We start from the raw sequence: 16,318 nt of genomic DNA, 5'->3' as shown, positions 1-16,318 counted from the left end.
TCATACTTTATGAACCTGTGGCGCCTTCCCCTGCACTGGAAGATCATCATCGGGATGATTCTCGGATTGTTCTACGGGATCCTCTCCGCGGCCATGGGCTGGAGCCGGTTCACCGAGGACTGGATCACGCCCTTCGGCGACATCTTCCTGAACCTGCTCAAGGTCATCGCGGTGCCCCTCGTGCTGGGCTCGCTTATCATGGGCGTCGCTTCCCTGTCGGACGTGAGGAAACTGTCGCGCATCGGGGGAAGGACGATCGCCATCTACATCCTCACGACGACCGTCTCGGTGACCATCGGGCTCGTCATGGTCAACCTGCTCGAACCCGGGACCGGCGTGCCCCAGGCACTGCAGGAACAGCTGCAGGCGGCCTACCAGACCGACGCGGAATCCGACATGGAACGGGCCGATACGGCCAGGGAGCGGGGTCCGCTGCAGGTCTTCGTGGACATGACCCCCGACAACATCTTCGGCGCGTTGAGCAACAACGGGCGCATGCTCCAGGTCGTCTTCTTCTCACTCCTCTTCGGCATTGCCCTGGTACTGATCCCGTCCGACAAGAGCAAACCCCTGGTGGACTTCTTCTCCGGTCTCACGTCGGTCATCATCCAGATCGTGAACATGATCATGGTCGTCGCCCCCATAGGGGTCTTCGCCCTGATCGCCAAGACCATCAACCAGGTTGCCCGGGACGACCTGTCCGCGGTCGGTGAACTCCTTGGCGCCCTGGGCTTTTACTGCCTGGTAGTTCTCGTGGGACTGCTGATCCACGGCATCATCACCTACCCGGTTATGCTCAAGATCTTCTCCAACATGAAAATCGGGCGGTTTTTCAGGGGTATCGCCCCGGCCCAGCTCCTGGCCTTCTCATCCAGTTCCAGCGGGGCCACGCTCCCGGTCACCATGGATGTGAGCCAACGGAATCTCGGGGTTTCAAAAGAGGTTTCGTCCTTCGTCCTGCCTCTCGGCGCCACGATCAACATGGACGGCACGGCGCTCTATCAGGCCGTGGCCGCTGTGTTCATCGCCCAGGCCCTCGGTCTCGGGCTCGACATGACCGCCCAGCTGCAGATCGTCCTCACGGCCGTCCTCGCCTCCATCGGCACCGCCGCGGTGCCCGGCGCGGGCATCATCATGCTGATCATCATCCTCGAGACCATCGGCGTTCCGGCCGCGGGCATCGCGCTGATCCTCGGCGTCGACCGCATCCTCGACATGTGCCGCACCGCGGTGAACGTCACGGGCGACGCCGCCGTGGCGACCTCGGTGGATGCCATGGAGAAACGGGCGGCCGCCAGTCAGTCCGCGTAACGTCCGTATTCCTCGTAGAACCAGGCCGCACTGTCGATGCCCCGGTAGAAATTGGGCAGGTGGAACTTCTCGTTGGGCGCGTGGGCGTCGCAGTCGGGCAGGCCGAAGGCCATCAGCACCGTGGGCAGGCCGAGGATCTCCTCGAACATGGCCACCACCGGGATGCTCCCGCCTTCCCGGATGTAGACGGGTTCCTTGCCGAAGCCCCGCGTAATGGCCTCGTGGGCGGCCGTCACCGCGGGATGGTCCCGTGCCGTGAGGACCGGCTTGCCCGTGCCGTGATGGATGACTTCCACCTTGACCGAGGGCGGTGCCAGGCTTCTGACGTAGTCTTCGAACGACCGGGCGATCCTGTCGGGATCCTGGTTCGGAACGAGGCGCATGCTCACCTTGGCCATGGCCTTCGACGGGATCACGGTCTTCGATCCCTCGCCTGTGAATCCTCCCAGCATCCCGTTTACATCGAGGGTGGGCCGCGCCCACAGGCGTTCCACGACCGAGTAGCCTTTCTCGCCCGTGGCCTCCGGCAGGCCCAGTTTCCCGGCGAAACCTTCCTCGTCAAAGGGCAGCGCGGCAAGGGACGCACGCTCTTCATCGTCCAGGGGCAGGACGTCGTCGTAGAAACCGGGCACGGTGATCCTTCCGTCGTCGTCCACCATCTTGCCCAGCATCTCCGACAGCACGTTCAGTGGGTTGGGAACAGCGCCGCCGTAGACACCCGAATGCAGGTCCTTGTTGGGTCCCTCGAGGCGGACCTCCATGTAGGCCATGCCCCGCAGGGCATACCCGATCGAGGGTTGCTCGTAGTCGAACATGGACGTGTCGGAAATGACCACCACGTCCGCCGCCAGTGCTTCCCTGTGTCTATCCAGGTAGGCTTCCAGGTTCTCGCTCGAGACCTCTTCCTCGCCCTCGATCAACATGCGGACATTCACCGGCAGGCGCCCATTCTCCCGAAGGTGGGCCTCCAGCGCCTTCACGTGCAGCCAGACCTGCCCCTTGTCGTCCGTCGACCCGCGGGCGTAGAGGTTGTCGCCCCGGATTACGGGATCGAAGGGATCGCTCTCCCACAACTCAAAGGGTTCCGCCGGCTGGACGTCGTAGTGGCCGTACAACAATACGGTAGGCTTGCCCGGCGCATTGAGCCAATCCGCCGTCACAATGGGATGGCCGGGCGTGGGGTTCACGGCCACGTTCTGCATGCCGATCCGCTCCAGTTCGTCGGCGAGGAACCGGGCGCACCGGCCCAGGTCCTCGCGGTGGTGGGGATGGGTGCTCACGCTGGGAATGCGTAGAAAGTCCTTCAAGCCCTCCAGGGCCTGGGTACGCCGTCCTGCCAGGTAGGAAATGACGTTGTCCATGGTCTGCGATTCCGTTCGTTGGGGATGATGAGATGAGTACCGGCCGCTGGTCGTCCGCGACGAAACGCCGCGTGCGTCTGGCACCTTACAGGATCGGCGTGCGGTGGAGCAAGAAGAAAACGCGGGGGACGGGGCCGTGGACGGGACTGCGGATCGGACGGAGCCGGGAGGGATTCGACAATTCAGCTGCGGTCTTTCCGTGTGGGCTTGACAGTATGCCCCCATGGTTTTAGACTGGTAACTTCGCAGCGCAGTGCACGGTGCCAGCGCAGTGCACGGCACCAGCGCAGTGCACGGCGCGGAAAGGATTCACCGCGTCGTGCCCCGAACCGCAACCGGCCGTCAGGCCACAACCGGCAACCCCGGATTCGCCATGCAGACCTTCCTGAAACAGTACCTGGGCGTGTTGCGCACCACGATCGGATCGGGAAACCTGAAGTTCTTCTACCGGTTCTTCATCCTCCTCTTCCTGTTGATCATGGTCTATACGGTGCTGTTCCACGAGCTCCAGGAAATGGAGGGACGGGAACATTCGTGGTTCACCGGTTTCTACTGGACGCTGGTCACCATGACCACGCTCGGATACGGCGACATCGTCTTTACCAGCGACCTGGGACGGATTTTCTCCCTGTGCGTGCTGTTGACGGGCCTGACGACGCTGATCATCGTGCTTCCCGTAGCCTTTGTCGAGTTCATCTACCGGCCCTGGCTCAGCGCCCACTCCATCGCGCGCGCCCCACGGACGCTGGAACCGAACTTCCAGGAACACGTGGTCATCACCCATCACGACGAGGTGACGAGTTCGCTCGCCGCCCGGCTCAAACAGTACGGGAACGATTACGTATTCATCATACCGGACCTGGACGAAGCGCTTCTCCTCCACGACCGGGGTCTCAACGTCGTGTACGGCGACCTGGACAACGCGGAAACCTACCGGCACGCGAACGTGGACCAGGCGGCGCTCGTCGTAGCCACCGGCAAGGACACCCTGAATACCAGCATCGCCTTCACAATCCGAAATATCAACCGGGAAATCCCTATCCTGGCGACGGCAAATTCTCCCGACTCCGTGGATATCCTCGAGCTGGCGGGCTGCACCCACGTGATCCAGCTGGGACAGCAGATGGGACAGCTCCTCGCCCGGCTTGCGTCGAGCGTGGATTCCATGTCCCACGTCCTCGGAAACGTGGAAGACCTGATGGTCGCCGACGCGAGCATCGTAGATACCCCGCTCATCGGCAAGACCCTGCGCGAGACGCGGCTTCGCGAATTGACGGGCGTCACGGTCGTCGGCGTATGGGAGCGGGGGAGGTTCCACGTGATCGCGCCCGATACGCCGCTGACGGAGCGGATGATCCTGGTGCTCCTGGGAACGGAGAGCCAGATCACTTCCTACAACGAGCTCTTCGCCATCTACAACGTCTCCGATCCGCCCATTGTCATCATCGGTGGCGGACGGGTGGGACGGTCCGCGGGAGGCACGCTCGCGGCAAGAGGGCTGGACTACCGGATCATCGAACAGCAGCCTGACCGGATCCGGAATGAAAAGCACTACGTACTGGGCGACGCGGCGGATATCGAGACCATGAAGAATGCCGGACTCATGGACGCGCCCACCGTCATCATCACGTCCCATGAAGACGACATGAACATCTACCTCACGATCTATTGCCGCAAGTTGCGGCCGGATATCCAGATCATCACGCGGGCGAAACAGGAACGGAACGTGGAAGCGCTCCACCGTGCAGGGGCGGATTTCGTCATGTCCTACGCTTCCATGGGCGCCAACATCATCCTGAACCTGCTCAAGCGGAACGACATCGTCATGATCACGGAAGGGTTGAACTTCTTCCGGGTCCGGCTTCCCCGCGAACTGGCCGGCAATACCATCGCCGAGTCGCAGGTCTATCCGGAGACGGGATGTTACATCGCAGCCGTTTTCACCGGGAAAGAGAGCATCGTGAGTCCCCCTCCGTCGATGAAGCTGTCCACCGGGTGCGAGATCCTGCTCATTGGGACGATCGAAGCGGAAAACAGGTACCTGGAGCGGTACGGCAAGAGAACGTAACCCGGCACAGGGCCGTATTGCGCCGGGTCATGCGCAGAACGATTTTGCTACCTCAGCGAGGACCTCGGCGCAGGTTTCGATCGACGCCACGTCCACCCATTCATCATCCCCGTGGAAGCCGCCTCCCACCGGGCCGTAGATTACTGTCGGGATTGAGCGCTCGCTCAGCAGCGCGGCGTCCATCCAGCCGGCACTCCCGGCAACACGGGGCCTGTGGCCGGATGTCCGTTCGGCGACCTCCCTGACCAGTTCAACGATCTCATGACCGGCATCGATCGAGAACGGCCGCCGTTCGAAGGTCAGATCGATCGCGGCCTTGAAATCCGGATCGGCCTGGCGGCATCGTTCGGCGATATCTTCCAGTTCACTGATCACGCTCCGTGCCGTCTCTCCCGGGACCGTGCGCCGTTCCACGCCCAGGCGGCAGGTCGCTGGATAGCTTGACATCTCACGGCCGCCGGCGATAACCGATGCATGCACCGATCCGGTACCGAGCAGCGGATCGCCCGATTGGTTTTCCAGTTCGGCCTGAAGGTTTCCGAGCCCCTGGAGGAACGCCCCCATCTTCGTGATGGCGTCAATGCCATCGACCGGCCTGGAGCCATGGGCGGCACGACCCTGCGTGATGACATCCGCCCAGACGAAACCCTTGTGCGCTACCAGGACATCCCCGTCGGTGGGTTCGGTCACGATGGCTGCGTCGGCCGTCACGCCGCTGTCCAGGACGGCCGTGGTGCCGACGCTGTAGGCCTCTTCATCGGCGACGGCCGTCATGACCACGTCCCCCCTCAGATTCATGGACCGCGCGCTGGCCAATGCAGCCATCATCGCGGCGACGGAAGCCTTCATGTCGCCGGCGCCGCGACCGTACATCCTGCCCGCTTCGACCCTCGGACGGAAGGGATCGTCCATGCCGTCAACGCCGACCGTATCGAGATGACCATTCAGGATGAGCGCGCGGCCGCCCCCCGTACCCCGCGCGACGGCAACCACGCTGGGACGTCCGTCTGCATCCACGATCCGCACGTCGAGGGACCGGTCCCGGCACCAGTCCGCGACGAAGGCGGCGATTTCCTGCTCGCCCGCGGCGTCCGGTGACAGCGAGGGATTCGTCGAGTCAATCGAAACGAGTCTGGCGGTGAGCTCCTGGAGCGTGCTGGTCATTTTTCACTCCCTGCCTGCAGTTTCGCTTCGGCTATCCGTTCCGCAAGGGCCGGCTTCAACCGATCCAGTTCATGGGCGAGCGTCGCCAGGAACTCTTCCGCACCGTCCAGGTCGCCTTCCCTGCCCATCTGTTCAAGACGCTGGGCGACGTCCACGGCGGCCTCGGCTTTGAAAACCCCTGCGGATCCTTTCAACGTATGGGCATGCCGTCTCAGGTCGGCGGTGTTCCCCGCAGCGACCGCCTCGCGTATGCCGGTCTCGAGTCCCGGGCACTCGGCCAGGAAGAGTCTGGCCAGCTCAGCGACGATGGCTTCGTCCCCGCCAACCTGTGCCACGGCCTTTTCCCAATCGACCGGCGCGGAGTCGGTAATAACGGTGGATGATGGGGTTTCCGGTTTGGCCGGTGGACTGCCGACCACATGCGCGCTTTCCACCGCCGCGTAAAGCAACTGGGCCTGGATGGGCTTGGACAGGTAATCATCCATTCCCGCCTCCAGGCACCGCTCCCGATCGCCGCTCATGGCGTGGGCCGTCATGGCGACGATGGGGATATGATCGCCGCCCGTTTCCAGGCCGCGAATGGTCCGCGTCGCCTCCAGTCCATCCATCTCGGGCATCTGCACGTCCATCAGGATCAGGTCGAACGCGCCGGACTTGAACCGCTCGACCGCTTCCCGGCCATTGTTCGCCACGGTGACCTCGTGGCCCCTGGACTCCAGCATGAGGACCGCGACGCGCTGGTTCACGGCACCGTCCTCGGCCAGGAGGATGCGTCTCGGCACCACTCCATCGGACAAGCCTTCGGCGCCCTCTTCCAGCGCGGGGCTGCCCGTGCCGGCCACCGTTTCCATGATGGCATTCAGCAGGTCTGACTGCTTGGCCGGCTTGCTGACTGAACAGGCAATTCCGAACGACTTGCCGAACTCAAGATCGTCCCGCTGTCCGGCGGTGACCAGCAGGATGATGGCGAGGTCCCGTCCTTCGGCACACCGGTTGATTTCCCGGATGAGACCGTATTCTTCCATTTCCTGCATGGTTTCGTCCAGCAGGACCAGCCGGATGGCTTCGCCGCCATCGCCGGTCAGGGCGGCGAGGGCCTCCACGCCCGTGCCGGCTTCCATTGTCTGCATGGACCACTCGGCCAGCATGTCGACCAGGAACCTCCGATTGGTGGGATGGTCGTCGACAACGAGTACCCGCAGGCCGGCCAGCGGCCCGGCGTCTACGGCCGGCTTTTCCACCGCGTCGCGCCGTTTTTGCATTTCGACGGTAAAGTGGAAGGTACTTCCCCGGCCTTCTTCGCTTTCGACCCAGATGCGTCCGTTCATCATGGCGGTCAGTTGCGCGCAGATGGCCAGTCCCAGGCCCGTACCGCCATACTTCCGCGACATGGAACTGTCCGCCTGGCTGAAAACGTCGAAGATCAGTTGCTGTTTGTCTTCCGGAATGCCGATGCCGGTGTCGGCCACCGAGCAGGACAGCGTCACGGCTCCCTCCGATTCCGAGGCCAGCGACATGGAAAGGACCACGTCGCCCGTTTCCGTGAACTTGATGGCGTTTCCAACCAGGTTGATCACGATCTGGCTCAACCGTCCCGGGTCGCCCAACAACTGGTCGGGCACGTCGGGAGCGACCTGGTACGCTAGCTCGAGGCCCTTTTCCGAAGCGGGTATCGACATGGCCTGCACCGTATTGGCGATGCGCTCCCGCAATTCGAAAGGGATCGATTCGAGTTCCAGGCGGCCGGCCTCGATCTTCGAGAAGTCCAGGATATCGTTCAAAAGGCCCTGGAGCGATTCCGTTGACTGATCGATGAGCCGCATGAACTCCCGCTGCCGGGAGGTGAGGTCGGTATGCAGCATGAGCTGGGTCATGCCGGTGATCCCGTTGATCGGCGTGCGGATCTCGTGACTCATGTTGGCGAGGAATTCGCTTTTGGCCCGGCTGGCTTCCTCGGCCGACTCCTTGGCTTCCTGGAGTTCCCCCTGGAAGAGCACCATGTCGTGGGTCGTCTGCTCCAGCAGGGCGTTCTGCCGGTGCAGTTCGTGGGCTATTCGCGTCCGTTCCGCGTCGATCTGCCCGATCGAGCGGGCGTTCCACCAGATCAGGATATTGAAGGCGATCACGTTGCAGACCACGAAGATCGAATGACCGAACTCCACCCCGTAGAATCCCGCCCTTTCTCCCTGGAACTGGAGCCAGCCCAGGATGATGGGAATGAGAAAGGCCGCCGGAAGCAGGCGGCGGGCCATGAGGCCGCCGGCCGTGGCGCTGACCAGGGTGGCCGCCGGTTCGCGGCGGGGCCGCGCGCAAAAGATGCCGACGCACAGGACGCCGAAGCCCAGCGCGGTATTCAGGGTGATGGGGATCACGCCGGAAACCCTGTACAGGACCATGGTGCTGTAGATCGCACCGGCCAGGGACAGCAGGGCGATGATCCCGGCGTTCATGACGCAGACGTGGGACAGCCAGTGTCTCGGCCCGCGCAGGTCGAGCAGCAGGAGTGCCAGGCCCACGAGCATGAAGGTAAAGGCGGTGTGCGGGGCCATGCGGTTGCCGCTCAGGGACTCGGCAAAAAGCCACTGGTCGATCCCCCGGCCGCCCAGATCGAAGTCGAATAGCTTGACGGCTCCCAGCGCCATGAGCAGGGCCGCGCCGGCGAAACCCGTCCACCTGCGGTATGCCGAAGCGTTCCTCGGCAAAAGGGTGCACAACGTGCCGCCGGCCAGCAGAAAGGCGGCGGCCGTGAGCGGATTCATGGGAACCCGCCCGGGGTTGACCAATCCCCGCAGGACGGCGAGATCGAACTGCCATCCGGCGAGCACAAGCACCGAACAGGCGATGACGATCACGCTGCACAGGTAGGCGGCTTTCTGAAGCAGCCGTACCCACGCCGCGTCGATCTCCGTCGAAGCCGCGTCGATCGCTGTCGAAGCCTCGCCGATTTCCGACGAAGCCGCGTCGGAATCCGTTGAAGCCATGGCTACCTCCCGGTCAGCGCAGGCCGGCGTTCGTCAGGGGAAGATCCCCCGGAGCAGTTTCGCCTGGGTCACCCGGCTGATTCCCTCGATCAACGCCGCGGTACGCATGTCGATCTGGTCTTCGGAAGCCCGGTGGACGGTCCGGCCGAAGGCGTCGATGAGGATGTTGTGCAGCCTGCTGTTGATCTCCTCGAGCGTCCACGTGTAGTTCTGCGTGTCCTGTACCCATTCGAAGTACGAGACGGTTACGCCGCCTGCGTTACCCAGGACGTCCGGCAGGATGAATACGTCCTTTTCCCCGAGGATCTCGTCGGCATCGAGCGTGGTGGGGCCGTTCGCCCCTTCCGCCAGGAGCCCGCACTTCAACCGGTCCGCGTTGTCGCCGGTGATCTGGTTCTGCAACGCGGCCGGGGCGAGGATATCGCAGGGCAGTTCCAGCAGTTCCTGGTTGGTGACTTCGTCGGCCTCGGGATAGCCCGACAGGAAACGGTTTTTCTCGCAGTACTTGAAGACGTCCTCCAGCGACAGTCCGTTGGCGTTGTAGATCCCGGTGGTGACGTCGCTTACCGCGACCACCCTGACTCCGTCCGCATCCAGGAATCGCGCCGTGTTGCTGCCCACGTTGCCGAAGCCCTGGACCACCGCAGTGGCGCCGTCCAGGGACATGTCCATGTGCTGCGCGGCCGCTTCGACCAGGTAGACCAGGCCGCGACCGGTGGCTTCGCGGCGTCCCAGGGACCCGCCCAGCACGACCGGCTTGCCGGTGACGACACCCGGAACCGTGTAGCCCGCCTGCTGGCTGTACGTGTCCATGATCCAGGCCATGACCTGCTCGTCGGTACCCATGTCGGGGGCGGGGATGTCCTTGTCCGGCCCGATGATGTCGATTATTTCCGATGTGAAGCGGCGGGTGAGGCGCTGCAGCTCGCGGCGGGACAGGTCGGTCGGATCGATCCGGACACCGCCCTTGGCGCCGCCGAAGGGCAGGTTGATCAGCGCGCATTTCCACGTCATCCACATGGCCAGGGCGGAGACCTCTCCCAGGTTCACGTCCTCGTGGTAGCGAATGCCGCCCTTGGTCGGCCCCATGGTGAGCAGGTGCTGCACTCGGTATCCGAAGACATTTTCCACGAGATGGTATTCGTCCCGGCGAAAGGGGAGTGTAACGATATGGGTCCGCTGGGGAAAGAGCAGCCTTTCCCGTATGTTCTCGTCGAGCCCCATGATCTGCGCCGCCTTGAGGAACTGCTGCTGGGCCAACTTGAACATGGCAGAGTCCCACTCGCCGCTGCGCGCGCGCACGCGTTCCATGGCATAGTGGATGGACCGGGACAGCAGGGTCGTGTTGGCCTGGGTCTTCACGATGTAGTCCTGGGCGCCCGCTTCCACGGCCGTGGCGGCCAGGGAAACGTCGTCGAGCCCGGTGAGTATGATGACCGGCAGGTCCGGCGCGGCCGCGCGGACGCTGTGGAGCGTGTCGAGATCGGCGCTGTCGGGCAGGACAAGGTCCAGCAGCACCACGTCGAAGGACGCCTCCCCGATCTGGTCCAGTCCTTCCCGGAGCGTCCCGGCGACGTGCAGCCGGGTCGTAAGCCGGCTGGATTCCATGTAGTGACGAATCAACTGCACGTGCACGGGGTTGTCTTCGATCATCAGGACTTCGACGGTGTTATCCGGCATGTTTACTCTCCAAGGTCCTGAGCGCCAGGGGCTGACTGGTATTTGCACACGGCTTCCGACAGATTGATCGTTCCTTCGTACAGGGATTTCCCGAGCACCACCCCTTCCAGGCCGTCCGCGACGGCTCCGGATGCCCGTTCGAGGTCGTCCAGCGTGGCCACACCCCCCGACGCGATCACCCGCAGTCCGCTTTCACGGGCCAGGTGCGCCGTCGAACCGGTATTCAGTCCGTTCATCGTACCGTCCCGGTCGATGTCCGTGTAGACGATCCGGCGGACCCCGGCTTCCTTCATGGCCTCCGCCAGTTCGAGGGATGAACAGGACCCGCCGGATGTCCAGCCGTCGACCGCAACCCGTCCCGCCCTGGCGTCGATTCCGACGACGATGCGTTCCGGCCCCCACTCCTCCACCACCTGCCGCACCATGTCGGGACGCTCCACGGCCGCCGTGCCCAGGATGACGCGGCGCACCCCCAGCGCCAGCCAGGCCTCCACGGTCTCGGGCGTACGGATGCCTCCGCCCAGCTGTACCGGCATATCGGCCTTTTCCAGGATGCCGACGACACTTTTCCGGTTGCCCGTTTCGCCGGTGAAGGCGCCGTCCAGGTCAACGACGTGCAGGTAAGTCGCGCCTTGCGATTTCCATCTCAACGCGACCTCCGCCGGGGAGTCACCATACACCGTTTCCCGGTCGCGCCTGCCTTTGACGAGGCGGACGCATCGCCCCTGTCTGATGTCGATGGCGGGGTAGAGTTGCATCTGGGATCATCACCCTCCGAAGCCCTGTCCGACGGCGCGCTTCCGAACTACGCGTCCTGTGCTAAAGATGGACCGGAAAGCGCCGGTCTGTCAACCGACAAATCCCTTGACTTGGAGGATCCGGGCCCATAGTTTTCGGTGGAATCCGGCTCGATGGCTACCGGGCGTCCCGGCCCATTCTTCGCCGGTTCCCCGTGCGATGGCCGATTTCCCCTCCGACCCACGACCCCACGCCTTTCAAATACCCGATGTCAGCCCTTGTCGATCCTGTTCAGCCCCTGTTGAAGGCCCATAGGCGACTGGCCTCCGATCTGGCCGATCTGTGCCGGGAAGTGAATCACGAAGTCTATCTCGTGGGCGGTTCCGTGCGGGATGCCATCCTGGGCCGCACGGTACGGGACCTGGACCTCACGCTCGCGGCGGACGGACTGACGCTGGGTCGGAAACTGGCAGACCGCCTGCGGTGTCCCTTCGTGCCGCTCGATGATACGGATCGAACCGGACGCGTCGTGTTGCGGCGCCGGTTCACGATCGATATCTCGTCCTTCAAAGGCGATTCCCTGGAGGCGGATCTCCGCAAGCGGGACTTCACCATCAACGCCATGGCCGTCCGCCTGGCGGACGTACTGAACGGCCGGCCGTCGGTCATCGATCCACTGGGCGGCGCGGCCGACCTCGCGGCAAGGCGGCTCAAGGCGGTATCCGAGGCGTCCTTTCGTGACGACCCACTGCGCGTATTGAGGGCGTTCCGACTTGCCGGCCAGTTCGGCCTGGACATCACGCCCCCTACAGAAGCATGGATCACGGCATGCGACGAAGACCTGCGGAAGGTATCGGGAGAACGCCTGCTTTACGAGCTGTCCTTGATCATGGGCCGGCGTCGCACGTCGGACCGGGTGTCCGCCATGATCCGCTCCGGCGTGTTCGGGTCGCTCTTTCCCGGTTGGATGGGATCGTTGTCGGAACCGGCGTCTCAACGGATGGAACGGACGGACCGGCTCATCGCACGGGACGTTTTCATGGAGGATCACGGACTTTACCCCCATCTGACCGGTTACGAAGCTAAAATGGCGGGCGACCGGACCAGCCTGTGGATCCTCCGGTTCGCCAGCCTCGTGCTGTGCGGCATCCGGATCGGCGGCGCGACGGGCGGCGCGACGGGCGGCGCGACGGGCAGTGCAAACACGGCCCTTGAACGGGTCGAAGGCGCGGCCGACCGGTTGAGGCTGAGCAATCGGGAAAGGCAGGCGCTTCACCATTTGGTGTTCGGGGCGGCGAGGCTGCTCGATGGTGCCGCTACGCGGGAACCGGACGACGAGGCGCTCTGCCGGATTCTGCGGGGGTCTAAAGACGAAACCCCCGGAGTGGCGCTCCTCGCGCTGGCGCACGGACCGGACGAAGATAGCGTGGCGAGCGGAAGAATCGCGAAGGCCGCGCGGCAGCTTCTGCGGCTTTACACCCGGCACCGAAGTTTGCGGGCAAAGGGCCTGATGTTGAACGGCGCGGACATCATGGCCGACCGGGGCCTGCACGAGGGTCCGGAGGTCGGTCGCCTGCTCGATAAACTTGAAACGATCCAGACCATATATGATATTCGGAACAGGGACCAGGCCCGGAAGCTACTTTACGAGGATAGCGCGCATGCAGAGACCGGCGCGCATGCATAGACCGACGCGCATGGCGTGACCGGCACGCATGCAGAGACCGGCGCGCATGGCGTGACCGGCGCGGAAAGCACATAGCGCGGTCCGGACTGCGAGTGTTGACCATGAAGCTCTGTACCACCCTCCAGATGCGGTCGATTGACCGACGCACCATCGATGACTTCGGCCTGTCCGGCTATGAGCTCATGGAAAGGGCGGGCTGCCGGGTGGCGGAAACTGCGAAACAGCTGCTGGAAGGTGTGGCCGGCAAGACGGTCGCCGTGGTATGCGGGAAGGGGAACAACGGCGGGGACGGATTCGTGGCCGCCCGTTATCTCCATCTTTGGGGCGCTTCGGTGACCTGTCACGTGCTCGCCGACAGGCCGAACCTACCGGTCGATGCCGCCAAGCACCTGGAAAGGCTCGAGGAAGCTGGTCTGGTTCCGGACTTCCGGCCCGACGGTCCGCTCGAAATGCCCGACCGGCCACCGGCGCTGATCATCGACGCGCTCCTCGGCACCGGGTTGAAGGGACCACCGAGAGAGCCATACGACGCCGCCATCGCGGTGATCAACCTCAGCCCTTCCCCCGTGCTCTCCGTCGACACCCCATCGGGCCTGGCGCCCGGTTGCGGATTACCTCAGTCCCGCCCCCGCGCGGAGTGGACCTGCGTGCGCGCCGACCATACCCTCGCGATCGGCCTGATGAAGGTCGACCTGGCCACCTTCCCCGGCCGTTCCTGGTGCGGCGGTTTGGAAGTCGCGGACATCGGCTTTCCCGATCCTGCCGTAGAAGCGGAGGGGTTGTACCTCTTCATGCCCGAGCGAAACGAGATGGCCGGCCTGATTCCGGCTCACTGGCCCGGGGATCACAAGGGAAGTCGCGGGAAGGTCGCCGTCGTCGCCGGCTCGGCAGGCATGGCGGGAGCGGCCACGCTGGCTTCTCGGGCAGCCCTGCGCGGCGGCGCGGGCATGGTCATGCTCGGTGCACCCGCGGGCCTTATGGATGCCCTGACGGCCAGGCACACGGAAGTGATGCTTCGCGGCCTGCCCGAAACCGCTGAAGGATCGCTTTCTCTTGTGGCCGAGTCCGACATCGAGGAACTGCTCTCCTGGGCTGATGTGCTGGCCATCGGTCCGGGTCTCACGCGCCACGAGGAAACATCCGAGCTGGTCCGCCGCGTTGTATCGAACAGCGAGCGACCGGTCGTCATCGACGCCGACGGGGTGAACGCCTTCGCGGGCCAACCGGACCGCCTGGCCGGCACGGCACCGGAAGTGGTCATGACGCCCCACGCGTTCGAGCTGTCCAGGCTGGCCGGCATGGCCGTCGACGACATCGAGGCGGACCGGGTTACGGCCGCGAGACAGGCCGCCGGCTCCCTTCAGGTTACGCTCGTGCTCAAGGGCGCCGCCTCGCTGGTGGCTTCCCCCGGCGGACAGGTCTCGGTGAATCCCACGGGGAACCCGGGGATGGCCACCGCCGGATCGGGCGACGTGCTGACCGGTCTCATCGCGGCCCTGCTCGGACAGGGTCTCGGCGCATGGGACGCGGCCCGCCTGGGGGTATACCTACACGGCCTGGCAGGCGATCTCGGCGCGGAAGCCATGGGGCCGCACAGCCTGGTGGCCGGTGATCTTATCGACTATTTGCCCGGCGCGTTCAAGGGCGCGGGCGAGGGGCGGATTTCACCCTAGAAAGCAGGATTCCGTGGACACGAAATTCGACCCGGTGTCACTAGAGGAAATCGTGGCTCGCGCCTTGCGTGAAGACGTGGGAGACGGCGACATCACCACCGCGTGGACCCTGAAGCCCGACGTTCAGACACGCGCCCGGTTCGAGGCCCGGCAGCCCGGTGTACTGTCCGGCCTGTTCCCGGCGTGTCTCACGTTCCGGGAGGTGGATCCCAGCCTGGAATTCCGGGCCCTGCTGACCGATGGCGACCGTTTGGTACCCGGCCAGCCCATCGCCGAAGTGCGGGGCGCCGCGCCGTCTGTACTTACCGCCGAACGAACGGCGCTTAACTTCATGCGTCACCTTTCCGGCATCGCCTCCATGACCCGGCGATACGTCGATGCCGTGCGAAACACCGGAGTGCGCATCGTGGATACCCGCAAGACCACGCCCGGTCTCCGCGAACTGGAGAAAGGGGCCGTACTGCACGGCGGCGGAGACAATCACCGCCACGGTCTCTTCGACATGGTGCTGATCAAGGATAACCACATCGCCGCCGCTGGAGGCATCGCCGGCGCGGTCCGCAAGTGCAGGTCGAACATGGCCCATTCGGGCATGCGGTACGACATCGAGGTGGAGACGGGCACCCTGGACCAGGTCGAAGAGGCCGTGCGCAGCGGGGCGGACTGGATCATGCTGGACAACATGAACACTGAGGAAATGCGGACGGCGGTCGGCCGGATCCGCGCGTTGACCGCGGCAGATCGGTCCATCGTGGTCGAAGCGTCGGGAGCGATCACGCTGGAACGGCTCGACGAGATCGCGAAAACCGGCGTCGACGTGATTTCCGTCGGCGCCCTGACCCATTCCGCGCCGGCACTCGATATCAGCCTGAATGTGCTGGCTTCCACCTGAAACAGATGCGCCGGAACTACTTGCCGGCCCTGGCTCCCGCCGGTGGGTACCGCCCCGCCTTCCGGGACGGAACGACGATGAACCCCCCTACCCCGAACAATGAGTTGGCAAGATTCCAGGACCGATACGACGCGGTCCGCATGCGTGCGATGCTGTCATCGCGGATCTTCGGCCGCGTACTGGAATACCACGAGCGGGTAGGGTCCACCAATGACGTGATCCTGGACCTGGCCGAACAGGCCGCGCCCCATGGGACGGTCTGCCTTGCCGATGAGCAGTCGGCCGGCAGGGGCCGCCGCGGATACGGGTGGTTCTCGCCCCCCGGATGCGGGATCTGGGCTTCCGTCCTGCTCCGGCCCCGGCTGCCCACCGCCCGGACTCCACCGCTTACGTTGTGTGCGGCCGCGGCCGTGGCTCCCGTCCTGGAAGCGGCCGCCGGCGTGTCCGTGGAAATCAAGTGGCCGAACGACCTGCTCATGGGAGGACGCAAGGTCGCCGGCATCCTGGCGGAATCCCGCGTCGTTTCCAGTGACGAATCGGTCATCGTGATCGGCATGGGGATCAACGTAAACCATACCCGTGAACAGTTTCCCGACGAACTTTCCACTTCCGCCACTTCGCTGCGCATCGCATCGGGACGACCCGTGGGTCGCGAGAAACTGTTTCTGGACATCCTGGACTCCTTCGAGACCACCTACGGGCACTACCTGGCGACCGGACCTTCTTCCTTTCTGGCTGAAGTTGACGCCCGGCTCGCCTGGCG

The 16,318-nt window shown here is 64.3% G+C and carries 11 protein-coding genes; 6 read left to right on the top strand and 5 right to left on the bottom strand.

Annotated features, from left to right (window positions below):
* The first annotated feature begins 9 nt into the window (after nucleotides 1-9).
* Entirely contained in the window at nucleotides 10-1,311 is a 1,302-nt protein-coding gene (locus OXH56_06800) for a dicarboxylate/amino acid:cation symporter (GenBank protein ID MCY3555018.1), read from the top strand.
* Here OXH56_06800 and OXH56_06795 read toward each other — a convergent pair.
* Nucleotides 1,299-2,672, bottom strand: coding sequence for a dipeptidase (locus OXH56_06795; GenBank protein MCY3555017.1), 1,374 nt, complete (start codon nucleotides 2,670-2,672; stop codon nucleotides 1,299-1,301). The two genes, OXH56_06800 and OXH56_06795, sit on opposite strands and share 13 nt — an antisense overlap.
* Nucleotides 2,673-2,991: 319 nt before the next feature.
* Here OXH56_06795 and OXH56_06790 point away from each other — a divergent pair, with 319 nt between their 5' ends.
* A complete protein-coding gene (locus tag OXH56_06790) occupies nucleotides 2,992-4,740 on the top strand; it encodes an NAD-binding protein (GenBank protein MCY3555016.1) in 1,749 nt (582 codons plus the stop codon).
* Between the two features lie 27 nt (nucleotides 4,741-4,767).
* Here OXH56_06790 and OXH56_06785 read toward each other — a convergent pair whose 3' ends face one another.
* Genes OXH56_06785 through hisA form a run of 4 tightly spaced genes read right to left on the bottom strand, consistent with a single transcriptional unit; the run spans nucleotide 4,768 to nucleotide 11,323 of the window.
* Complete coding sequence (locus OXH56_06785; GenBank protein MCY3555015.1) at nucleotides 4,768-5,904, bottom strand: ArgE/DapE family deacylase; 1,137 nt, start codon at nucleotides 5,902-5,904, stop codon at nucleotides 4,768-4,770.
* On the bottom strand, nucleotides 5,901-8,885 hold the full coding sequence (locus tag OXH56_06780; GenBank protein MCY3555014.1) for a response regulator: 2,985 nt from the start codon (nucleotides 8,883-8,885) through the stop codon (nucleotides 5,901-5,903). Before OXH56_06780 ends, OXH56_06785 begins: the two co-directional genes overlap by 4 nt.
* A gap of 33 nt (nucleotides 8,886-8,918) precedes the next feature.
* Nucleotides 8,919-10,565: a response regulator gene (locus OXH56_06775; GenBank protein MCY3555013.1), complete on the bottom strand. Its 1,647-nt coding sequence runs from the start codon at nucleotides 10,563-10,565 to the stop codon at nucleotides 8,919-8,921.
* A gap of 2 nt (nucleotides 10,566-10,567) precedes the next feature.
* On the bottom strand, nucleotides 10,568-11,323 hold the full coding sequence (gene hisA, locus OXH56_06770; GenBank protein ID MCY3555012.1) for a 1-(5-phosphoribosyl)-5-[(5-phosphoribosylamino)methylideneamino]imidazole-4-carboxamide isomerase: 756 nt from the start codon (nucleotides 11,321-11,323) through the stop codon (nucleotides 10,568-10,570).
* Nucleotides 11,324-11,571: 248 nt separating this feature from the next.
* Between hisA and OXH56_06765 the strand changes: the two genes are divergently transcribed.
* The 4 genes from OXH56_06765 to OXH56_06750 form a co-directional block, all read left to right on the top strand.
* Entirely contained in the window at nucleotides 11,572-12,990 is a 1,419-nt protein-coding gene (locus OXH56_06765) for a hypothetical protein (protein ID MCY3555011.1), read from the top strand.
* 101 nt (nucleotides 12,991-13,091) lie between these two features.
* Nucleotides 13,092-14,663 carry an NAD(P)H-hydrate dehydratase gene (locus OXH56_06760; GenBank protein ID MCY3555010.1) on the top strand — a complete coding sequence of 524 codons (1,572 nt, stop codon included), beginning with the start codon at nucleotides 13,092-13,094 and terminating at the stop codon, nucleotides 14,661-14,663.
* A gap of 13 nt (nucleotides 14,664-14,676) precedes the next feature.
* The gene (gene nadC, locus OXH56_06755; GenBank protein MCY3555009.1) at nucleotides 14,677-15,555 is read left to right on the top strand and encodes a carboxylating nicotinate-nucleotide diphosphorylase; all 879 of its coding nucleotides are present in this window, start codon (nucleotides 14,677-14,679) and stop codon (nucleotides 15,553-15,555) included.
* 77 nt (nucleotides 15,556-15,632) lie between these two features.
* The coding region (locus tag OXH56_06750; protein MCY3555008.1) for a biotin--[acetyl-CoA-carboxylase] ligase at nucleotides 15,633-16,318 on the top strand (686 nt) is incomplete at its 3' end.

This window comes from Gemmatimonadota bacterium (assembly GCA_026702745.1).
Lineage (GTDB): Bacteria > JAAXHH01 > JAAXHH01 > JAAXHH01 > JAAXHH01 > JAAXHH01.
The sequence above is the reverse complement of the archived record's forward strand: the minus strand, read 5'-3'. Positions and strand labels throughout refer to the sequence as shown.